At 65.3% G+C, this 20,306-nt stretch carries 19 protein-coding genes; 6 read left to right on the top strand and 13 right to left on the bottom strand.

The genetic code is table 11. The features are described 5' to 3' along the window. Window positions 1-20 precede the first annotated feature (20 nt). From CH278_RS25130 to glyA, 5 genes are read right to left on the bottom strand one after another with little or no spacing between them, the layout of a single operon-like run. Window positions 21-599 (bottom strand): sarcosine oxidase subunit gamma, encoded by a 579-nt coding sequence (locus CH278_RS25130; RefSeq protein ID WP_094623143.1) that lies wholly within the window; start codon window positions 597-599, stop codon window positions 21-23. Further along, window positions 592-3,435 (bottom strand): 2Fe-2S iron-sulfur cluster-binding protein, encoded by a 2,844-nt coding sequence (locus tag CH278_RS25125; RefSeq protein WP_094623142.1) that lies wholly within the window; start codon window positions 3,433-3,435, stop codon window positions 592-594. Before CH278_RS25125 ends, CH278_RS25130 begins: the two co-directional genes overlap by 8 nt. Continuing rightward, a complete protein-coding gene (locus CH278_RS25120; protein WP_027494732.1) occupies window positions 3,432-3,710 on the bottom strand; it encodes a sarcosine oxidase subunit delta in 279 nt (92 codons plus the stop codon). Before CH278_RS25120 ends, CH278_RS25125 begins: the two co-directional genes overlap by 4 nt. 51 nt (window positions 3,711-3,761) lie before the next feature. Then, window positions 3,762-5,000, bottom strand: coding sequence for a sarcosine oxidase subunit beta family protein (locus CH278_RS25115; RefSeq protein ID WP_027494731.1), 1,239 nt, complete (start codon window positions 4,998-5,000; stop codon window positions 3,762-3,764). Then, window positions 4,997-6,277, bottom strand: coding sequence for a serine hydroxymethyltransferase (gene glyA / locus CH278_RS25110; RefSeq protein WP_027494730.1), 1,281 nt, complete (start codon window positions 6,275-6,277; stop codon window positions 4,997-4,999). Before glyA ends, CH278_RS25115 begins: the two co-directional genes overlap by 4 nt. Before the next feature lie 166 nt (window positions 6,278-6,443). On the opposite strand from glyA, the gene CH278_RS25105 reads away from it, so the two are divergent. Then, a complete protein-coding gene (locus tag CH278_RS25105; protein ID WP_027494729.1) occupies window positions 6,444-7,115 on the top strand; it encodes a GntR family transcriptional regulator in 672 nt (223 codons plus the stop codon). Here CH278_RS25105 and CH278_RS25100 read toward each other — a convergent pair. Further along, a complete protein-coding gene (locus CH278_RS25100) occupies window positions 7,099-8,034 on the bottom strand; it encodes a LysR family transcriptional regulator (protein WP_027494728.1) in 936 nt (311 codons plus the stop codon). The two genes, CH278_RS25105 and CH278_RS25100, sit on opposite strands and share 17 nt — an antisense overlap. Window positions 8,035-8,171: 137 nt before the next feature. Here CH278_RS25100 and CH278_RS25095 point away from each other — a divergent pair, with 137 nt between their 5' ends. Together CH278_RS25095 and CH278_RS25090 are read left to right on the top strand one after the other, a co-directional pair. Further along, complete coding sequence (locus CH278_RS25095) at window positions 8,172-9,563, top strand: SLC13 family permease (protein WP_032373557.1); 1,392 nt, start codon at window positions 8,172-8,174, stop codon at window positions 9,561-9,563. A gap of 113 nt (window positions 9,564-9,676) precedes the next feature. Next, a complete protein-coding gene (locus CH278_RS25090; protein ID WP_094623156.1) occupies window positions 9,677-10,813 on the top strand; it encodes a PrpF domain-containing protein in 1,137 nt (378 codons plus the stop codon). Window positions 10,814-10,873: 60 nt separating this feature from the next. On the opposite strand, the gene CH278_RS25085 is transcribed toward CH278_RS25090, so the two are convergent. Beyond that, window positions 10,874-11,473: a TetR/AcrR family transcriptional regulator gene (locus CH278_RS25085; RefSeq protein WP_032367890.1), complete on the bottom strand. Its 600-nt coding sequence runs from the start codon at window positions 11,471-11,473 to the stop codon at window positions 10,874-10,876. 62 nt (window positions 11,474-11,535) lie between these two features. Here CH278_RS25085 and CH278_RS25080 point away from each other — a divergent pair, with 62 nt between their 5' ends. Both CH278_RS25080 and CH278_RS25075 read left to right on the top strand, forming a co-directional pair. Then, window positions 11,536-13,071 carry an acetyl-CoA acetyltransferase gene (locus CH278_RS25080; protein WP_256991922.1) on the top strand — a complete coding sequence of 512 codons (1,536 nt, stop codon included), beginning with the start codon at window positions 11,536-11,538 and terminating at the stop codon, window positions 13,069-13,071. Continuing rightward, window positions 13,055-13,864 (top strand): enoyl-CoA hydratase/isomerase family protein, encoded by an 810-nt coding sequence (locus CH278_RS25075; protein ID WP_094623140.1) that lies wholly within the window; start codon window positions 13,055-13,057, stop codon window positions 13,862-13,864. The genes CH278_RS25080 and CH278_RS25075 overlap by 17 nt, the downstream gene beginning before the upstream one ends. A gap of 97 nt (window positions 13,865-13,961) precedes the next feature. On the opposite strand, the gene CH278_RS25070 is transcribed toward CH278_RS25075, so the two are convergent. Beyond that, window positions 13,962-14,180 carry a hypothetical protein gene (locus CH278_RS25070; RefSeq protein ID WP_027494722.1) on the bottom strand — a complete coding sequence of 73 codons (219 nt, stop codon included), beginning with the start codon at window positions 14,178-14,180 and terminating at the stop codon, window positions 13,962-13,964. Between the two features lie 224 nt (window positions 14,181-14,404). Here CH278_RS25070 and bla point away from each other — a divergent pair, with 224 nt between their 5' ends. Beyond that, window positions 14,405-15,334 (top strand): class A beta-lactamase, encoded by a 930-nt coding sequence (bla, locus tag CH278_RS25065; RefSeq protein ID WP_094623139.1) that lies wholly within the window; start codon window positions 14,405-14,407, stop codon window positions 15,332-15,334. A gap of 2 nt (window positions 15,335-15,336) precedes the next feature. Here the strand turns inward: bla and CH278_RS25060 are convergent, their stop codons facing one another. The 5 genes from CH278_RS25060 to CH278_RS25040 form a co-directional block, all read right to left on the bottom strand. Then, window positions 15,337-15,789: a MarR family winged helix-turn-helix transcriptional regulator gene (locus CH278_RS25060; protein WP_032373551.1), complete on the bottom strand. Its 453-nt coding sequence runs from the start codon at window positions 15,787-15,789 to the stop codon at window positions 15,337-15,339. Window positions 15,790-15,857: 68 nt separating this feature from the next. Then, window positions 15,858-16,667, bottom strand: coding sequence for an HpcH/HpaI aldolase/citrate lyase family protein (locus CH278_RS25055; RefSeq protein ID WP_094623138.1), 810 nt, complete (start codon window positions 16,665-16,667; stop codon window positions 15,858-15,860). Then, entirely contained in the window at window positions 16,664-17,149 is a 486-nt protein-coding gene (locus CH278_RS25050) for a MaoC family dehydratase (RefSeq protein ID WP_027494718.1), read from the bottom strand. Before CH278_RS25050 ends, CH278_RS25055 begins: the two co-directional genes overlap by 4 nt. Next, window positions 17,146-18,312, bottom strand: a complete 1,167-nt coding sequence (locus CH278_RS25045) for an acyl-CoA dehydrogenase family protein (RefSeq protein WP_027494717.1) — start codon at window positions 18,310-18,312, stop codon at window positions 17,146-17,148. Before CH278_RS25045 ends, CH278_RS25050 begins: the two co-directional genes overlap by 4 nt. Beyond that, window positions 18,309-20,306, bottom strand: a complete 1,998-nt coding sequence (locus tag CH278_RS25040) for an acetyl/propionyl/methylcrotonyl-CoA carboxylase subunit alpha (RefSeq protein ID WP_094623154.1) — start codon at window positions 20,304-20,306, stop codon at window positions 18,309-18,311. Before CH278_RS25040 ends, CH278_RS25045 begins: the two co-directional genes overlap by 4 nt.

Here is a 20,306-nt window from a genome sequence, read left to right as displayed (position 1 = left end):
GTCGGGTTCGGTGGTCCGACTCAGCCGGCGTCGGTGTATTCCTCGGCCGCGTCGGTCAGCCAGGCAGCGAGATAGCGTGCGAACGACGAGCGCACCAGGATTCGATAGTCCGTTCCGGTGTCGTCACAGGCAATGAGGATCATGCCTGCCATCGCCAGCATCGTCTGTACCGTCGACCCGGCCGGGAAGACGCGAGGGTGCAGATCGATCGAGCACCCCTTCGCCAACACGTCGCGGGCCCGGGAACCGCTCAGCCGCAGACTGGTTCGCTGTGCGGACACATCGGTTGCCGCACCGCGATGCTCACGAACGGCCGAGCCGAGACGGTGTTCGAGTTCGACCGGATCGAGGCCCGCCCCGATCACCAGCCACTCCTCCGGGCCGAGCCAGATCGCGGTGGTGTTCGTGCCCTCGGCAACGCGTCCGGGGCCGGGCAGCTCGGTGCCGAGCTCGGCCGAGGCAGCGGCACCGCCCGGCCCGCTCGGGTCGACCCACAGGTCGATCCCGGCCAGGAACGGCTCCTCCACGATGCGGACAGCAGACGAGTCCGGCAGAACTGTTTCTGCGAGTGGGCTTCTGGCGGCGAGTCGGTCAGCCATCACGGCGGTTACCTTCCGGGTCGACGAGTACGGAGCCGGTGACTTCCACGGCGACGAGGGTGTCGCCCACCGGGACGTGCAGGATGTCGCCGAGTCGGTCACGCCCGGCCTCGAGCAGGGCCAGCCCGAACGGCCTGCCCAATTCTGCGCTGGCGTAACTCGACGTGACGTGGCCGAGCATCGGAACCGGAAGCTCGGGGAGGACGCCGCTCTCGGAGTGCTCGATGATCTGCGAGCCCTCGGGGAGGACGGTCTCCCGATCGACGGGCAGGAGCCCGACGAATTGCTTGCGCAACGGGTTCCGGTTCTCGGCACGGTCGAACGAGCGCTTTCCGATGAAGTCGAGCTTCTTCTTCGATACCGCCCAGCTCATACCGAGGTCCTGTGGGGTGACGGTCCCGTCGGTGTCCTGGCCGACGATCGGGTAGCCCTTCTCGGCCCGCAGCACGTGCATGGTCTCGGTGCCGTAGGGGGTGATGCCGTACTTCTCGCCCGCATCGATCAGCCGCGACCACAGTGCGTGGGCGTGCCAAGAATCGATGTTCACTTCGAAGGCCAGTTCACCGGAGAAGCTGATGCGCGCCACGCGTACCGGCACACCGTCGACCGAGGCGTCACGCCAGGCCATGAACGGGAACGCCTCGTTGGAGACGTCGAGCTCGGGGAAGATCTCGCCGACGAGGTCGCGGGAGCGCGGTCCGACGACGGGGAACGTGGCCCACTGCTCGGTCACCGACGTCAGCCGAACCGCCAGGTGCGGCCATTCGGTCTGCAGCCATTCCTCCATCCAGTCGAGCATTCCTGCTGCGCCGCCCGTGGTGGTGAACACCTGGAATCGGTCGTCCGCCAACCGCATCACGGTGCCGTCGTCGATCACCATGCCGTCGGCACCGCACATCACGCCGTAGCGAACCATGCCGACCTTCAAGTTGCTCATCATGTTCGTGTAGAACATGTCCAGCACCACACCGGCGTCGGGGCCCTGCACGTCGATCTTGCCCAGTGTCGAACCGTCGAGCATGCCAACGCTTGCACGCACGGCCGCGCACTCGCGGAGCACGGCGTCGTGCATCTCCTCGCCGGGCAGTGGATAGTAGCGGGGCCGCTTCCACTGTCCGACGTCCTCGAAGACCGCGCCGCGGGCGACGTGCCAATCATGAACTGCAGTAACCCGTTCCGGGTCGAAGGCCATGCCGCGGTTGCGGCCGGCCAACGCCGCGAACGCCACCGGGGTGTACGGCGGTCGGAAGGTGGTGGTGCCCAGGTTCTCCACCGGCTTGTCGAGCAGCTCCGCCACGATGCCCGAGGACACCACACCGGAGGTCTTGCCCTGATCGTGCGCGGTGCCGATCGTGGTGTAGCGCTTGATGTGTTCCATCGACGACATGCCTGCACCGACGGCGCGGACCAGATCGGCCACCGTCGCGTCACGCTGCACGTCGACGAACTGGCTGTCGGCTCCTAAGTCGTCGCGCACCCGCCACAGCACCAGCGACTCGCTGCTGGGCACGGATTCGACTGCTGGTGGCGACGTTTCGGTGACGTCGAAGCCGAGACGGGTCAGCGCACCTGCCGCGGCCGAGTTACCGTCGCGGAGGCATCCTGCCAGATCGAACACTCCCGAGGCCGACCCGGCGACACTGATGCCCTCGACGTCGTCCGCGGGAACGAACGCACCGAGTTCGCCGTCGTAGCGGAGCTTTCCGCGGGCCTGACTGAACAGGTGGACGGCGGGGTTCCAGCCACCGCTGACGAGCAGTACGTCGCACGCCACGGTGTCGGTGGCACCGTCGGCACCGGTCACCAATGCATGAGTGACGCGGGTGTCGCCGCGGGTGCCGGATACGACGCTGCCGGTGCGCACTTCGATACCGCGCTCGCGGCACGGGCCGAGCCAGTGTTCCGGTGCCTCGGAGCGGGCATCGACGATGCGCGCGATGCGGACCCCGGCGTCGTGCACATCGACGGCTGCCTTGTACGCGCTGTCGTTGGTGGTGAACACCACGGCCTCGGTTCCTACCGTCACGCCGTAGCGATGCAGGAACGTACGTGCACTGTGCGCCAACATGATTCCGGGTCGGTCGTTGTCGGTGAAGACGACGGGCCGCTCGTGGGCGCCGGTGGCCACCAGGATGTGACGCGAGCGAATACGCCAGACTCGCTGACGGCTCAGCGCTGCAGGAGCTTCCAAGCCCAGGTGATCGGTGCGACGCTCGAGGGCGAGCACGAAGCCGTCGTCGTAGGAACCGAACGCGGTGGTGCGGCGCAGCAACGTCACGTCGGGGAAGGTCGACAAGTCGGCCACCGCGTCGGCAACCCAGTCCAGGGCCGGCCGTCCGTCGATGACGTCGTCGGAGCCGAGCAGGGAGCCGCCGAATTCACTCTGATCGTCGACGACGACCACGCGAGCGCCACTGCGGGCGGCGACCAGAGCGGCCGTCAGACCGGCCGGGCCGGCGCCGACGACCAACAGGTCGGCGTGGGCGTGCATGGCGTCGTACTTGGCGGAGTCGGAGATCTCGGCGAGACGCCCCTGTCCGGGGATGCCCCGAGCGACCAGGCCGTCGTACAGCTCGATCGTCGTGGCGAGCAGCATCGGCTCGGGGAACGGCTCCTCGATCTGTACGAGTCCGCCGGTGTCCTCGGCCCATGCAGCGGTGAATCCACGGGGCCTGCCGAGCTTGATGCTGGTGGTCACCTGATGAATACCGTTGGCGAGCAACGCAGATGCCAGCGTGTCGCCCGGGTGGCCCTGCAGGGCCGAGCCGCCGAACGTGAAGTCGAAGGTGCTCGTGCGGTCGATGCGGCCGCCGGATGCGGTGCGGAATGCGGTCATGGGTTCACCGGCTTCGGGTCGTCGAGGCGATAGACACTGTGGATTCGATAGGTGGCGGTGTCCCGCACGGCGTTGAACCAACGCCGACAGCCCGCGCTGTGGCTCCACCGTTCCGCAAAGAGCCCCTTGGGGTTGTCGCGGAAGAACACGAAGTGCGCCCACTGTTCGTCGGTCAGAGCCGAGGGATCCTCGGGGTAGGCGATGTGCGCCTGGCCGCCGTAGTGGAACTCGGTCTCTTCTCGACTCCCGCACCACGGGCATTCGATCAATTGCATTGCCACTCCAAGATTTCTCGTTCGGGTGCTGCGTGTGTCGGGGCGGAGAAACTAGTGAGCCACGCCTGCGGCACCGTGCTCGTCCACCAGCGCGCCGGTGACGAATCGGTCCAGACTGAACGGTGCGATGTACTCGTGGACCTCGTCGTTGGCGATGGTGTCGGCCAGGCACCAACCGGCACCGGGGGTGGCCTTGAATCCGCCTGTACCCCAACCGCAATTGAGGAACACGTTGTCGAACGGCGTGCGTCCGACGATGGGGGAGGCATCGGGGCAGACGTCCACGATGCCGGCCCAGGTGCGCAGCAGGTGCGCGCGAGCGAAGACGGGGAACAACTCGACTGCAGCTGCCATCTGCCGTTCGATGATGTGGAACGCACCGCGCTGGCCGTAGCCGTTGTAGGAGTCGACGCCCGCACCCATCACCAGTTCGCCCTTGTGGGCCTGAGAGACGTACACGTGCACGGCATTCGACATGACGACCGTGGGATGCACGGGCTCGAGCAACTCCGAGACGAGGGCCTGCAGCGGATGGCTCTGCAGCGGAGTCTTGATGCCGAGCATGTCCGTCAGCGTCGAGGTGTGCCCGGCTGCGCACAGCGCGACCTGGCCGGTGGCGATGTCGCCACGCGTGGTCTTGACCCCGGTGACGCGGTTGCCGTCGGTGGTGAAGCCGGTGACCTCACAGTTCTGGATGATGTCGATACCGGCCGCGTCGGCGCGTCGGGCAAATCCCCAGGCGACGTAGTCGTGCTTGGCGATGCCGGCGCGTGGCTGGTACGTCGCACCGAGCACCGGGTAGCGAATGTCGCTGGAGATGTTGACGATCGGGCACAGCTTCTTGACCTCGTCGGGGTCGACCCACTGAGCGTCGATGCCGTTGAGTCGGTTGGCCTCGACGCGTCGCACGCTGTCGCGCACGTCCTGCAGACTGTGCGCGAGGTTGAGGACGCCGCGCTGGCTGAACAGGATGGGGTAGTCGAGGTCGTCGGCGAGCCCTTCCCACAGCTTCAGCGAGTGCTCGTAGATGCGCGCGCTCTCGTCCCACAGGTAGTTGGACCGGATGAGGGTGGTGTTGCGCGCCATGTTTCCGCCGGCGAGCCACCCCTTCTCCAGCACAGCCACATTGGTGATGCCGTGGTTCTTGGCGAGGTAGTGCGCGGTGGCCAGGCCGTGTCCGCCGCCGCCGATGATCACGACGTCGTACGACTTCTTCGGCTCGGGGTTGCGCCACAGGAAGTCCGGGTGGTCGGGCAGATGTGCGCCCGGAGGGGTTACGGGGGCGGTCATCGGTAGCCTTCCGTCAGGTCGGAGTAGAGGGGGAACTGCGCGGCGACGGCTTCGACCCGGATTCGCAGTGCATCGAGTCCGCGGTCGTCGGTGTCGGGACGCAACGCGTGGGCGATGACGTCGGAGACCTCGGCGAAGGCCGTGGCGTCCAGGCCGCGGGTCGCGAGGGCCGGGGTGCCGATGCGGACTCCGGAGCTCACCATGGGTGGCCGTGGATCGAACGGAACTGCGTTGCGGTTCACGGTGATTCCGACGTGATGGAGTCTGTCCTCGGCCTGCTTGCCGTCCAGTTCGGACTTGCGCAGGTCCACGAGAACGAGGTGGACGTCGGTGCCGCCCGAGACCACGTCGATGCCTGCGGCTGCTGCGTCGTCGGTCAACAGTCGATCGGCCAAGATCTTCGCGCCTTCGAGGGTGCGCTGCTGCCGTTCCCGAAAGTCCTCTTCTGCAGCAAGTTTGAAGGCGACGGCCTTGCCGGCGATGACGTGTTCGAGGGGCCCGCCCTGCTGACCGGGAAAGACCGAGGAGTTGAACTTCTTCGCCAGCGCGGCGTCGTTGGTGATGATGACGCCGCCGCGCGGTCCGCCGAGCGTCTTGTGCGTCGTCGAGGTGACCACGTGCGCGTGCGGTACCGGTGACGGGTGCAGTCCGGCGGCGACCAGGCCGGCGAAGTGCGCCATGTCCACCATCAGGTAGGCACCGACTTCGTCTGCGATGCGGCGGAATTCGGCGAAGTCGAGGTGGCGCGGGTAGGCGGACCAACCGGCCATGATCAGCTTGGGACGGTGCTCGTGGGCGAGGCGCTCCACCTCTGCCATGTCGACGAGATGGTCGTCTTCGCGGACGTGGTAGGCCGAGACGTCGTACAGCTTGCCGGAGAAGTTCAGCTTCATGCCGTGCGTGAGGTGTCCGCCGTGGGCGAGTGCGAGACCGAGAATCGAATCGCCCGGCTGCAGCAGTGCCGCCATGGCAGCGGCATTGGCCTGCGCACCGGAGTGCGGCTGCACGTTGGCGAACGACGATCCGAACAAGGCGTTGAGCCGGTCGATCGCGAGTTGCTCGATGACGTCGACGTTTTCGCATCCGCCGTAGTAGCGCCGGCCGGGGTAGCCCTCGGCGTACTTGTTCGTCAGTACCGAACCCTGCGCCTGCATGACGGCCAAGGGTGCGAAGTTCTCGCTCGCGATCATTTCGAGGGTGTTCTGCTGGCGGCCGAGCTCGGCACTGATCGCGCGGTGCACCTCGGGGTCGAGATCGGCGAGTACTCGGTTCGTCACGCCTCTCGGGTGCGGTGCCGTCGCTGTCGGTGCGAAGTCCTGCGTCAAGATGGCCGCCCTTCTGGAAGATCAATGATCTGGAACTGATATATCAAGATGCCAATAGAGTAAGATCACAAAGCAGAGCCGTCAAGGGCGGGGCGTCGACCGGGAGTGAGCAGACAAGATGACGATCGAAATTCAGCCGGTGATGGATGCAACGCAGTTTGTCGGAACCAACGCCGATCGAGCCTACGAAATAGTGCGTGAGCAGCTGATCATGTTGGAAATTCGTCCCGGTGAACCGATCAACGACGACCGCCTGGCCGAGCAATTGGGGCTGGGGCGCACACCGATTCGTGAGGGTCTGAAACGACTCGAACGTGAGCGCCTCGTCGTCGCGTATCCCCGACGCGGAACCTTCGCGACCGCCGTCGACATGACCGACCTGGCCAACATCTCGGAGATCCGCAAGCAGCTCGAGCCGGCGGCCTCGGCTCGTGCGGCGCGGACCGCGACACGGGCGGCTCGAGACCGGCTGGCCGAGCTCGCGGCCTCCATCGCGAGCATCGACGACACCGACGATTCACGCGAGGTGCTGCGCAAAGATGTTGCGGTGCATCGAGAGATCTATCGGGCGTCGGGCAATCCTCACCTCGAAGACATTCTGGTCAGCCTCGACGCGCACGCCACGCGCATCTGGTGCCTGTTTCTCGACCGACTGCCTAACGTGGCCGGCCATGTCCGTGAGCACGTCGTGTTGCTGCAGGCGATCATCGACGGCGATGCGGACACCGCGGCCGAACTGACCCTCGAACACGTCACCGGCTTCGAGAACGCCATCAGGGAACTGCTGTAGTCGCAGCTGCGATGCGCTCGGCCGCACCGCGCAATGCGGTCGAGATGGCATACATCGCCGGGGTGTACTGACGCCTGGCGAGTGACGCGATGTAGATGACGCGCGTCGGTACCCGATCCGTGTCGGGGAAGTCGATGGTGGTGACGTCGGGTCGATGGTGAATGACCGACAACCCGGGCACCATTGCGATGCCGACACCGGCAGCCACCATGGCCTCGATCTCCTGATAGTCGTGTGCCTCGTAGACGACGTCGGGCTCGAATCCTGCTACGCGACAACTGCGATAGAGAACTTCGGCAGCCGGGTGGTCGTTGCTGCGGATGATCCATCGCGCGTCACGAAGATCGTGCAGCGATACATCGTGCTGCACCCGATCGTCGTCGATCGGCAGCAGCAGCACGGTCGGGTCTTCCATCAGCGGCTCGAGTGACAGCGATCGTTCGGCCTCTTCCGTCCAGGCGTAGCTCCACAGCAGCGCCAGGTCGATTTCGCTCGAATGCAGCATGTCGAGCAACTGCGGGCGGACCGCCGATCGCACGCGGACGTCGACGCCGGGCCACCGCGAGTGGTAGTCCTTCAACGCGTCGGAGAGCAGCGACGCGCTGACCGTGGGAAACGAGCCGAGCCGCACCGAACCGCGTTCGAGCCCTCGGATCGCTTCGAGGTCGCCGCTCGCGGCGCGCATCTCCCGTCTGAACAAGCGGGCGCGGCTGGTGAGGATTTCGCCGGCTTCGGTGAGTTGTACGCCGCGTGGCAGGCGGGTCAACACCGGTTGTTTGATGCCGTGTTCGAGTTTGCTGATGCGCTGCGACGCCGCGGAGGGGGTCATGTTCGCCCGCTCGGCACCGGCCGTCAGCGATCCGGCCTCGGCGATGTCGAGAAGAAGAAACAACGTCACGACGTCGAAGGTGTGGTTCATGCGTCTATCTTTCAGCTGAGCTAAACGGCCAGGTAGCAAAACGATATTGTCCTAAAAGGCGGACGTCAATAATGTGACTGGGACAACGTTCGAGTGCGGATGTAACCGAGCACCTACCAGCCACCTGAAAGACGCCCATGACCTCCATCGAGATCCTCCCGCTCATCGCATTGGTTGCGATGTTCGTGATCGCAACCTTCTTTCCGATCAACATCGGCATCCTCGGCTTCATCGGTGCCTTCGTGGTCGGATACTTCGCGCTGGGATTCGACGACAAGGAAATTCTGAACGAGTTCCCCAGCTCGATCGTGTTGACCATCGTCGGAGTCACCTACTTCTTCGGCATGGCCAAACGCAACGGCACCATCGATCTTCTGGTCAACAGCTGCATCCGAGCGGTGCACGGTCGAGTGACGGTGGTTCCGTGGGTGTTCTTCTTCGTCGCCTCGGTCCTGACTGCACTCGGTACCTTCAGCCCCGCCGCGGTGGCGCTCATCGTGCCTGCAGCCATGGCTTTCGCAGCTCGAACCGGCATGAGCCCGCTGGTCATGGGCATCATGGTCATCAACGGTGCCCATGCAGGCGCGTTCTCCCCGATCTCCGTCTCCGGTGTACTGGTTCGCGACATCGTCGAGAACAACGGCCTCGCCCTGAACCCGTGGACGCTGTTCTTCGCCAGCTACGGCATCAACCTGCTGCTCTCGGTGCTGACGGTTGTCGGCTACGCGGCCCTGGCCCGCATGAAGGGCTTCGAGTACACCGCAACGGGGTCCACCGATCCCGCTCCCGGCAGTGGCCCCGTCGGCGGAACGCCGGTCAAGACGTCCGTCCCCACCGGCGGCGGCACCGGCGGCGGCAGCTCGGCAGGAGGCAGCACCCAGGTGCTCACTCGTCCGACCACAACCACACTGGTCGACGCCCCGGCCCCGGTCACGTTCGTCCAGAAGCTCACGCTCTTCCTCATCGGCGCACTCCTGGTACTCGTTCTCGTATTGCACCTGCCGATCAGCTTCATCGCCATCGGAGCCGGAGCGGTCCTGGCGTTCACGGATCTGAAGAAGCAGAACGAAGCCATCGCAGACATCAGTTGGTCGACGGTTCTGCTGGTCGCCGGCATGGTCACCTACATCTCGATCCTGCAAGAAGTGGGCACCATCGATCACCTGGCCGAAATGGCGATCACCATCGGTGCTCCGATCATCGTGGCCATCGTGCTCTGCTACGTCATCGGCATCACCTCGGCGTTCGCGTCCTCCACCGCTCTGCTGGCCGCCGTCATTCCGCTGGCCATGCCGCTGCTGGGAACCGGTGCACTGCCGGTCGTCGGAGTCGTCGCTGCTCTGGCCATCTCGGCCACCGTCGTCGATGTCTCGCCCTTCTCCACCAACGGTGCGCTCGTGCTGGCCAACGCGCAGAACATCGAGCGCCCGCGTTTCTACCGTCAACTGCTGCTCAATGCAGGGATCGTCGTCGCCATCGCGCCGGCCCTGTGCTGGTTGATCCTGGTGGTCGTGCCCGAGCTGTTCTGACCGGGACGCATGCGTTAAGCGCTCCTGCACGGCCTGAACATATTTCGTAATTGTGCTTGACCATCCTCTGTCGCAGGGTGGAAGCATCGGATCCTGATCGGAAGGCACACCAGATGTTCACTCTTCGTGGAACGTGGATGCGTGGAGGCACCAGCAAGTGCTGGCTGTTCAACGCGGTCGACATCGACCCGTACATCGCCGACGCCGGCGGTCTCGACAACATCCTGACCGCGGCCTTCGGATCGGGTGACCCGCGTCAGCTCGACGGTGTCGGGGGAGGCAGCTCCACCACCTCCAAGGCCGCCATCGTTCGACGCTCCAGCGCACCCGGTATCGATGTCGACTACCTCTTCGCTCAGGTCGCCATCGAGAACCGCACCGTGGAGTGGGGCAGCAACTGCGGAAACTGTGCGACGGCAATCGGCCTCTACGCCGTGCAGACCGGTCTCGTCGCCGTGGACGACCACGTCACCGTGGTCCGGATGCGCAACGAGAACACCGGTGCAATTCTGGCGGCGGAGATCGCGACTCCCGGCGGACGTATTCCTGCCGAGGGTGACGCGTCCGTCCCCGGCACCACGGCTCTCGGCGTCCCGGTGGGGTTGACCTTCACCGATCCGGCCTCGGACCGAGTGACGATGCTTCCCACCGGCGCAGAGGTCGATCGAGTCGCTCTCGGCGGCAACGAGTTCCGCGGAACGTTCGTTCGGGCGGGCGCACCCGCCGCATTGTTCGACGCCGCCGATTTCGGATTGACCGGGTCGGAGCCCAACGATGTCGTCGCCGCTCACGTCCCCACTCTGATCGCGCTACGCCGACAGGCCGCTCTGCGGATGGGGCTGAGCAAGCCCGAAGAACCTGTTTCGCATGCCATTCCGAAGGTCGGGATCGTCGGCCCGCCGCGGGAGTACGTGACGACGACGGGTGAGCACGTTGCCTCCGCCGACTACGACATCTCGGTACGCATGCTCTCGATGATGGCCCCGCACCCGGCGATCGGACTGACCTCCGCGGTGGCTGTGGCCGCAGCGGCAACGGTCATCGGTGGGGTCGTCACTGCCAACGCAGGGTCCGGCCGTCCGGGAACCATCCGAATCGGTACCGCCGCGGGAGTGCTCGAGGTCGACTACACGGTGGACGCCAACGGGTTACTGGAGTCGGTCACCCTGCACCGCGCAGTGCGACGCATCGCCACCGCAGACCTCTTCGTGGTGCCGATGCCGGCTCTGGTCGGTGCCCACGCGTTCTGAGCAGCTTCCCACGTGCGCGTTTTGCGTACCTGGAGGCGCGCAAAACGCGCACGACCGGAGCTACACACCACCGAGGACCGCGTCGACCAGACTTTCTGCGTAGACGCGGTCCTCGGTGTCGCCTCGATCGGCATCGGTGTGATGCGAGAAGATGACATGGCTGAGAACCGCTCCTGTCACGAGTTCGAGAATCCTGGTGGTATCGGCCGACTCGGGTAATTCGCCCCGTTTCTGGGCTCGGTGCACGATCAGCCGGGCCGCAACCAGTCGGCTTCGGTTGAGTGTGTCGATCATGTGCCCGAGTAGATCGGGGTGCACCCGCGCATCGAGGGCGACGCGCAGGCTGACGAGACCGGCCGTTCCTCGGTAGCCCTGCAAAAGCTGCACCGCCAATTCGACGAGATCCGCCCGCAGGTTGCCGAGGTCGATCGGTGTCGCGAGCGGACTTCGAGCTTCCAGCGCATCGACGACTAAGGCCCCCTTCGATTCCCAGCGTCGGTAGAGCGCCGCCCTGCCGACGGACGCGCGGCGAGCAACGGCGTCGAGCGTGAAACCCGACCAGCCTTTCTCCCAGTAGACCTCGAGCACTGCGTCGTAGACGCGGTCCTCCAGATCGGGATCACGCGGCCTGCCCCGTCGGCTCGTGGTTTTGTCGGTCACCCAGGGATTGTGGCACCTACCCGGCATTGCGGACAATCTGTGTCTGTAATAGGTTCCCGGTCATGAGTTCTGTACGCCACGAGGCGTCGACGGTGGATCCGAGACGTGTTCCGGTGATCGTGGCTATCGGTGAGACAAGCGGCCGCGGCGAACCCATGGGCGTCGAACCCATGGAACTGATCACGCGCGCTGCCACCGAGGCACTCCAGGATTCGCCGACGTCGGAGCCGTGGATTCGCAGAGCGGACAGCATCACGTTCTGCCATATCGCCAGCTGGGCTTACGCCAGTCCCGCCGCTGCGCTGGCCCGTAGATTCGGTGCCACCCCCACAGATGTGTTCGACGCGCCGATCGGTGGTCAGTGGCCCGCGCGCCTTCTCGACCGCGCAGCCTCGCGCATTGCGTCCGGGGAGTCGACGGTAGCGGTGATCGCGGGCGGTGAAGCGCAGGCCTCGATGGGCGCCTTGGTCAAGGCCGGGCGAGAGCCCGTGCGGGATGGGGGATGGAGCGCGGACCCGGGAGGTCCGCCCACCTTCGACCTCGATCAACTCGGAAGTGCCGCAATGCAAGAGGCCGGCCTCATCACTCCGGTTCGGATCTATCCGTTGTTCGAGAGCCGCTTCAGATTCGAGGCCGGACTGGATCCGGAGTCTCGACTGGTCGAGTGCAGCGACCTTTATGCGGAGTTTTCCGTTGTCGCCCAGAAGAACCCGTACTCGTGGAACGGGCGAGTGCGGACGGCTGCCGACATCGGCACGCCGTCGCCGAAGAACCGCATCGTGTGCGAGCCGTATCCGTTGTCGATGAACGCCATGCCCTTCGTCGACCAGGCGGCGTGCATCGTGGTGACCAGCTTGGCCGAAGCCCGAGATCGCGGTGTCCCCGAGGGCGACCTCGTGTTCGTCTGGGGCGGTGCGGGTGCCGAGGATTCGGTCGACATTCTCGACCGCAGCGATTTCGGCCGGTCTCCAGCGATGGAGGATGCGATGGACCGAGCCTTGCGCGCCGCAGAGATCGGAGTCGAACAACTCGACGCGGTCGACGTGTACAGCTGCTTCCCGATCGTGCCGACCCTCGCCACCCGACACCTCGGAACGCCGAAATCATTGGTACCCAGTGTGACCGGTGGTCATTCGTCCTTCGGTGGTCCCCTCAGTAGTCATTCGCTGCATTCGATCACCGCATCCGTCCGCGAGATTCGCGGCGGCAAGAACTGCGCACTGGTGCACGCGAACGGTGGCTATATGACGTATCACCACTCGGTGCTGCTCGGTGGCGACCAGCACCCACAGGGCTACGTAGGAAATCCCGAACCCGCAGTGCTGACGCCGGATTCACCGCCTCGTGCACCTGTACAGGACGGGACTCTCGTGGTGGAGACAGTGTCCGTCGAGCATTCTCGGCAGCAGGAACCGAACCAGGCGTTCCTCGTCGCGAGAGACGAACGCGGACGACGCGTCGCCGCACAGACGGCACCCGGGGACACGGCCAGCGCCCGTGCGCTGTCCCTGTATCGAACCGACCCGGCACGCGAAATCATTGGGACCACAGTCACTGTCGACACCATCGAGGGGAACATCCGTGTCCGAAGCAGCTAGCACCGAACCTGTCGTACTGACCAGGCGGGAAGGTCACGTACTCGTCGTCACCATCAACCGACCGCGAGCTGCCAACAGCATCGACGCCCGCGTGCACACGTTGCTCGGGGAGGCGTGGGAGTCCGCCGAGGCAGATCGAGACATCCGAGCCATCGTCCTGACCGGCGCGGGATCGGCGACTTTCTGTGGCGGTGCCGATCTGAAGGCCCTCGGCACCGGAGGACCCGGCGCGGTGACCCCGCCCGAGACCGAGCACTGGGGGTTCGCCGGCATTGTGCAACACCCGATCTCGGTCCCGGTCATCGCGGCCGTGAACGGGTCGGCGATGGGCGGCGGAACCGAGATCGCGCTGGTCTCGGACATGGTCGTCGCGTCGGACACGGCAGTGTTCGGCCTGCCCGAGATCCGGCGTGGTCTCATCGCTGGTGCAGGTGGCGCTTTTCGGCTGATGTCCGCGGTGCCGGAACACATTGCTCTGGAGATGATCTTGACCGGACAGCCGATCTCCGCGCAGGAAGCCGCACGGTGGGGATTGGTCAACAGAGTTGTGGCCCCGAGCGAGGTCCTCGACACCGCCCTCGAACTCGCTCGGCTCTGTGCTGAAGGCGCTCCGCTGGCGGTGCGCGCATCCAAGCGTCTGGCCCGACGTATCACCGACGGTGCCATCGCGCACGAGAAAGATTCGTGGGCACAGAACCGTCAGGAATTGGATCGACTCACCACCACGCAGGACGTCGTCGAAGGAATCACCGCATTCCTACAGAAACGCGATCCGACATGGACCGCGCAGTGAACGCACGGCCGTGAGCGTGGGAAATCCAAGCTTTACTCAGGCGGTTGCAGTGCGGGAGGCACCGTCGAAAGCCGAGTGATCCTCCCGCAGTGTTCCTCTATCGGGCAGTGACCTGCTCGTGCTCGTCGCTTGTGGGATTCTCGGTCCAGGGATTGGCTTCCCAGGCGAAATTCAGTCCGAAGACGACGCCCGCACCGACCAGAACCATCGATGCGGCTCGCCAGAGCGGGATGTCCCCGCCGACGCCCCAGAGAATTGCCAGCGCGACGATGGCACCCACGACCGGGCTCAATATCGCGCGTGTGGTGGCGTTCATGAAGTGCCTCCTGATTGTAGTCGTCCGGGCGGCTCGTTCGAGGTCGATTGAGCTCTCCGTTACGTACCAGAAGTAACGATAATGGAGCCGAAGGTTCCACGCACCCGCGTGGTCGGCTTTCGCAACCAGGCGCTCGAGCCCGCGAACAGCTGCTGGGCCGAAAGCGGAATGGAAGGCCGAGGGGCCAGTAGTTACGTACCCAGGTTCTGTGATCGCATGACCCCATGCGTACCTCGACAACCACCCGACTGATCACCGTGATCGCGGCAGCAACGTTGACGGCAGGCGTCGCGTGCTCCTCGACGGCCACTACCGAACCACCGCAATCCGCAGCGAGTACATCTCGGACCACGACTGATCAGGCGATGGCCGAACAGCCATATTCTCAGCTCGAGGCGAGGGACAGCGCTCGGCTCGGCGTCAGCGCACTCGATCTCACGTCCGGATCCATCCAGAGTTATCGCGGTGACGAACGTTTCGCGTTCTGCTCGACGTTCAAGGTGTACGCCGTCGGGGCCGTACTCGCTGCCGTCGACGCAGGCAGGCTGCAGCTGACCGACACCAGAACAATCGCCGCAGAGGACAAGGTGCCCGAGTCGGCCGTCGATTGGGCACCCGGCTCGGTCGTCACCATCGCAGATCTCGCCTCCGCAGCGTTGACGAAGAGCGACAACACATCCGGCAATCTGCTGATACGTGAAGCAGGTGGCACAGCGGCGCTCACCGACTTCGCGCGATCGCTCGGCGACACCGAATTCCGCCTCGATCGCATCGAGCCGGAGTTGAACACGGCCATCCCCGACGACCCTCGGGACACCACAACTCCGAATTCGATGGCCGCCGGCTATCGGACCCTGCTCGACGGCGACGTACTGACGCAGGCATCACGACAGCAGTTGCTGGACTGGATGGCGGGCACCCAAACCTCCACGGCTCGCTTCCGCGCGGGCATTCCCCCGCAGTGGACGTCGGCCGACAAGACCGGAACCGGTAGCTACGGTGTCTCCAACGACGCGGGCCTCATGCTCGGACCCGAAGGTCAGAGGATCCTGCTCGTCGTCCTCAGTGCTACGACGTCGGGCGCGGAGGACTCACCGGCCATGAACGCCCTTGTCGCCGATACGACTCGGACGGTCGTCGAACAGCTGGATTGACGTCAGTTCGCGGATCGGCGGACGGCGTCGACGAGGGGTACGAGGTCCGGTTCGCGTGCTGCTTCGTCGAGGGCCTCACGCAGGGCCGCGTCGTTGGTCGGCCGCGCTGCCTCGAGCAGAGCCAGGCCTTCGTCACTGACGTCGGTGTAGATGCCGCGGCGGTCGGTGGGGCAGAGGTACCGGGTGAGCAGGCCGCGGTCCTCGAGGCGGGTGACCAGACGGGTCGTTGCACTCTGGCTCAGGACGACGGCGTCGGCCACCTGCTTCATCTGCAGGTGTCCGCCCACCCCGTCGTGCTGACGTGCCAGGACGTCGAGCAGCCAATACTCGCGAGCGCTGAGGTTGTGGCCGGCCTGCAGAGCCTTCTCGATGCGGCTCTCGATGCGACCGTGCAGGACCGACAACGCCAGCCAGTTCTGGGCCAGCGCCGTCAGGGCGGGGTCCTTCGCCGTCATTGCTGCGCCTTCCGTGCCGATGCTCGTACAGCCACCGTACAGCGCCTGCCGTTAATCGGCGTCTGCAACTACATCGGTCGGCGGGCGACGATGCGTCGAGCATGGGCCAGCACCGGTGCGTCCACCATCTGACCTCGGAAGGCGAACACCCCGCGATTGTGCTCGACGGCGTCGAGTACGGCTGTGGCCCAATCGATTTCCTCGACCGTGGGCGCATAGGCCTCGCGAATGACGGGGATGTGACTGGGGTGGATGGCCACTTTGCCGTCGAAGCCCACGGCTACAGCGTCGTCGGCCTCGGCGCGGACGCCGTCGAGATCGGGAATGTCGAGGTAGACCGAATCGAGCGCGAACAGTCCCCGCGCCTTGGCGGCCAGCAATGTCTGCGACCGAACATGCTGTGCGACATCGCGGTACTGCCCACCGGTGTGTCGACTCGAATTCCCGCCCATCGCAGCGACCAGATCCTCGGCGCCCCACATGGCACCGATGGCATTGTCGGCTGCGAGTGCGTCGAACACCGTCATCGCCCCGAGGGGGGATTCGATCAGTGCGACGACATTCAGTGGGGCCAGAGCTGTTATCTGACCGGCAGATTCACACTTGGGCAACATGACGGTCGTGTACTCGGTGCGCTGCAACGCGTCGAGGTCGGCAGCCTGGTCCTCGGTGCCGTGCGCATTGACTCGAACGATGGTGCGCGACGGGTCCAGCGGTGTCGACACCACGGACTCGCGAGCGCCGGCTTTGTCCGCGGCACCGACAGCGTCCTCGAGATCCAGAATGACGACATCGGCTCGGGCCGCTGCCTTCTCGTATCGCTCGGGTCGATCAGCGGGACAGAACAGCCACGCCGGGCCAGGGGGAATCCAGGTCACGACGCGTCGTCCTCGGGCCGCATCCGGACGAGAGTCTTGCGGACGGCAATCGCTACGACGTCACCGTGCTGATTTCGACCGGTGTGGGTGAACGTCACGATTCCCTCGCCGGGGCGGGACTTGGATTCGCGCTTGTCCGAGATCACCGTCTCCGCGTAGAGGGTGTCGCCGTGAAACAGCGGCTTCGGGAAGGAGACCTCGGAGAAGCCGAGGTTGGCGACAATCGTGCCCTGGGTCAGCTGCGTCACCGACAATCCGACGAGGGTGGACACGGTGAACATCGAATTCACCAGCCGTTGACCGAAAGATGTTGTCTCACTGTAGGCGGCATCGAGATGCAGGGCCTGGGTGTTCATCGTCTGTGTGGTGAAAGATGTGTTGTCGGCCTCGGTGATGGTGCGGCCGGGGCGATGTTCGTAGACGGTACCGAGCTCCATCTCCTCGAACCACAGGCCGCGTTGCCGAATGCGCTTGTCGCTCACAGCCCCAAGCTCCGGGCGATGAGCATCAGCTGAACCTCGGTGGTGCCTTCACCGATTTCGAGGATCTTGCTGTCGCGGTAGTGACGGGCGACGACGTACTCGTTCATGAATCCGTAGCCGCCGTGAATCTGCGTCGCGTCGCGGGCGTTGTCCATCGCAGCCTCGGAGGCCACGAGCTTGGCGATGGACGCGGCCTTCTTGAACGGCTTGCCCGCCAACATCAGTGCCGCCGCGTCGTAATACGCCGTCCGTGCGGTGTGTGCGCGTGCCTCCATGCGGGCGATCTTGAACGAGATCGCCTGATTGCGGGCAATCGGAGCGCCGAATGCCTCGCGCTCCTTGGCGTACTTGACGCTCTCGTCGACGCAACCCTGAGCCGCACCGACCGATACGGCAGCGATCGCGATCCGGCCCTCGTCGAGGATGTGCAGGAAGTTCGCGTACCCGCGGCCTTCCTGGCCGAGCAGGTTCTCCTGCGGGACTCGTACATCGGTGAAGCTGAGCGGGTGTGTGTCCGAGGCATTCCAGCCGACCTTGTTGTACGCCGCTTCGGCCACGAACCCGGGAGTGTCGGTGGGCACGAGGATCGACGAAATCTGCTTGCGTCCTGTTGTCTCGTCGACGCCGGTCACAGCGGTGACGGTCACCAGTTCGGTGATGTCGGTTCCGGAGTTGGTGATGAACTGCTTGCTGCCGTTGATGATCCAGTCACCGCCGTCGCGCTTGGCGGTGGTCTTGGTGCCGCCCGCGTCGCTACCGGCACCCGGCTCGGTCAAACCGAAGGCAGCCAGTGCCTTGCCCGCGGTGAGCTTGGGTAGCCACTGCTGCTTCTGCTCGTCGTTGCCGAAACGGTAGACGGGCATGGCACCGAGCGAGACGCCTGCCTCGAGCGTCATCGCGACGCTCTGGTCGACCTTGCCGAGCTCTTCGAGTGCCAGGCACAGGGCGAAGTAGTCTCCGCCCATGCCGCCGTACTCCTCGGGGAAGGGCAGACCGAAGAGGCCCATCTCGGCCATCCCTGCGACCACCTCGTACGGAAAGGAGTGCTCGGCATCGTGTTTCGCCGAGACCGGCGCGACGACGGTGCGGGTGAAGTCCGCCACGGATTTGACCAGTTGCTGGTATTCGTCGGGCAGATTGGACGACGACAGATGTTCGGTCATGACTTGTCCTCTTCGGTGTCGGTGGGAACGATGCGGGCGAGGACCTGGTCGACGCGGACCTGATCTCCTACTGCGACTGTGAGTTCGACGGTGCCGTCGATGGGCGTGGTCAAGGTGTGTTCCATCTTCATCGCCTCGACGACGACGATGGCCGTGCCTGCGGTGACGGCGCTACCGGAGGTCGTTCCGATCGCGATGATCGAACCCGGCATCGGCGAGAGGATCTCTGCGTCGCCGGACTGCGTGTCGTCCTCGCGCACATTGGGTTCGGCGATTCGATCGATTCTCCAGGTGCCGCGTGAGCTGGATACCCAGGTGGACGATTCGTTTCGGGCTACGGTCATCGAATCGCGTCGATCATCGAGTACGAGGTCGATGGAATCCTCGGTAGCGGAGGCCCGCAGTCGGCGCGGTTCTTCGTCGTCGACGACGACCGTCGCCGCATCGAGGGTCCCGGTGATGGACACGTGCGCGGTCCGAGTGCCGGATGTCAGCCGGAGCTGGAACGGTGCGTGCGCTCCCACCCGCCAGCCCGACGGCGTTGCCCAGATGTCCTGGCCCGCCTCCTGCCACGTATCGAGCCAGGCGACGGTGGCTGCGGCGATCATCGCCTCGTCGGGGGCGTCGGCGGCAACGAAATCCTCGACGCGGCGGTCCAGTAGGCCGGTGTCGAGATTGCCGGCACGGACCTCGGTGTCGGCGAGCAGGAATCGAGCGAACTCGATGTTGGTGACGACGCCGAGTACCGAGGTATCGGCCAGCGCACGATCCAGGCTGCGCAGCGCTGTAGTCCGATCGGGGCCGTGCGCGATGACCTTCGAGAGCATGGGGTCGTAATTGCTGCCCACCTCGGTGCCGATGGCGAGACCGGAGTCGACGCGGATGCCCGTGCCGGTGGGCTCGCGTAACCCGACGACGGGGCCGCCGGTCGGAAGGAATCCGCGGCCGGGATCCTCGGCGTAGACGCGGGCTTCGATGGCGTGTCCGGTCAGTCGAATATCGTGCTGACTCAGCGTGAGTGGCTCGCCGGCGGCGATCCTGACCTGCCACTCCACGAGGTCGATGCCGGTGACCATCTCGGTCACCGGGTGTTCCACCTGTAGTCGAGTGTTCATCTCCATGAAAAAGAAGTCGTCGGGATGGTCGGCGGAGACGATGAACTCGACGGTGCCGGCACCGGAGTAGTCGACGCTGCGGGCGGTGTTGCAGGCAGCCTCGCCGATACGCGCTCGGGTCTGCGCGTCGAGCAGAGGGGACGGCGCTTCTTCGATGACCTTCTGGTGACGTCGCTGCAGGCTGCATTCGCGCTCACCGAGGTGGATGACGTTGCCGTGACCGTCGGCGAGGATCTGCACCTCGATGTGCCGGGGCCGCAACACGAATCGCTCGAGGAACAGCGTGTCGTCGCCGAACGACGAGGCAGCCTCGCGGCGGGCACTGGCCAGCGCGGCAGGCAGATCCTCGGCGCGCTCGACCAGACGCATGCCCTTGCCGCCGCCACCTGCGGACGGTTTGACCAGCACCGGGAATCCGACGTCGGGGGCACCGGCGACGAGGTCGTCGTCGGACAGTCCCGGTCGGGAGATGCCGGGTACCACCGGGACACCGAAGGCGCTGACCGCGGCCTTGGCGGCGATCTTGTCGCCCATCACCTCGATGGCCTTCTCCGGCGGCCCGAGGAAGGCGATTCCGGCTTCGGCGCAGGCCGCAGCGAAGTGGGAGTTCTCCGAGAGGAAGCCGTAGCCGGGGTGAATTCCCTGTGCGCCGGTGGCTTTCGCGGCGGCGATCACCTTGTCGATGTCGAGGTAGCTCTCACGTGCGCTGGCAGGGCCGAGTCGTACCGCGGTATCGGCTTCGCGGACGTGCCGGGCGTCGGCGTCCGCATCGCTGTAGACGGCGACGGTCCGAATGCCCATGCGGCGCAACGTTCGAGCGACGCGTACCGCGATCTCACCGCGGTTGGCGATCAGAATGGTGTCCAACATCGTGGTCAT

This window comes from Rhodococcus sp. 05-2254-5, assembly GCF_002258575.1.
Taxonomy (GTDB): domain Bacteria; phylum Actinomycetota; class Actinomycetes; order Mycobacteriales; family Mycobacteriaceae; genus Rhodococcoides; species Rhodococcoides fascians.
The sequence above is the reverse complement of the archived record's forward strand: the minus strand, read 5'-3'. Positions and strand labels throughout refer to the sequence as shown.

Bases quoted from the DNA above. Each gene is read 5' to 3' on its own strand.
- CH278_RS25130 (WP_094623143.1), bottom strand. From the start codon at position 599: ATGGCTGACCGACTCGCCGCCAGAAGCCCACTCGCAGAAACAGTTCTG.
- CH278_RS25125 (WP_094623142.1), bottom strand. From the start codon at position 3,435: ATGACCGCATTCCGCACCGCATCCGGCGGCCGCATCGACCGCACGAGC.
- CH278_RS25120 (WP_027494732.1), bottom strand. From the start codon at position 3,710: ATGCAATTGATCGAATGCCCGTGGTGCGGGAGTCGAGAAGAGACCGAG.
- CH278_RS25115 (WP_027494731.1), bottom strand. From the start codon at position 5,000: ATGACCGCCCCCGTAACCCCTCCGGGCGCACATCTGCCCGACCACCCG.
- CH278_RS25105 (WP_027494729.1), top strand. From the start codon at position 6,444: ATGACGATCGAAATTCAGCCGGTGATGGATGCAACGCAGTTTGTCGGA.
- CH278_RS25100 (WP_027494728.1), bottom strand. From the start codon at position 8,034: ATGAACCACACCTTCGACGTCGTGACGTTGTTTCTTCTTCTCGACATC.
- CH278_RS25095 (WP_032373557.1), top strand. From the start codon at position 8,172: ATGACCTCCATCGAGATCCTCCCGCTCATCGCATTGGTTGCGATGTTC.
- CH278_RS25090 (WP_094623156.1), top strand. From the start codon at position 9,677: ATGTTCACTCTTCGTGGAACGTGGATGCGTGGAGGCACCAGCAAGTGC.
- CH278_RS25080 (WP_256991922.1), top strand. From the start codon at position 11,536: ATGAGTTCTGTACGCCACGAGGCGTCGACGGTGGATCCGAGACGTGTT.
- CH278_RS25070 (WP_027494722.1), bottom strand. From the start codon at position 14,180: ATGAACGCCACCACACGCGCGATATTGAGCCCGGTCGTGGGTGCCATC.
- bla (WP_094623139.1), top strand. From the start codon at position 14,405: ATGCGTACCTCGACAACCACCCGACTGATCACCGTGATCGCGGCAGCA.
- CH278_RS25060 (WP_032373551.1), bottom strand. From the start codon at position 15,789: ATGACGGCGAAGGACCCCGCCCTGACGGCGCTGGCCCAGAACTGGCTG.
- CH278_RS25045 (WP_027494717.1), bottom strand. From the start codon at position 18,312: ATGACCGAACATCTGTCGTCGTCCAATCTGCCCGACGAATACCAGCAA.
- CH278_RS25040 (WP_094623154.1), bottom strand. From the start codon at position 20,306: ATGACCACGATGTTGGACACCATTCTGATCGCCAACCGCGGTGAGATC.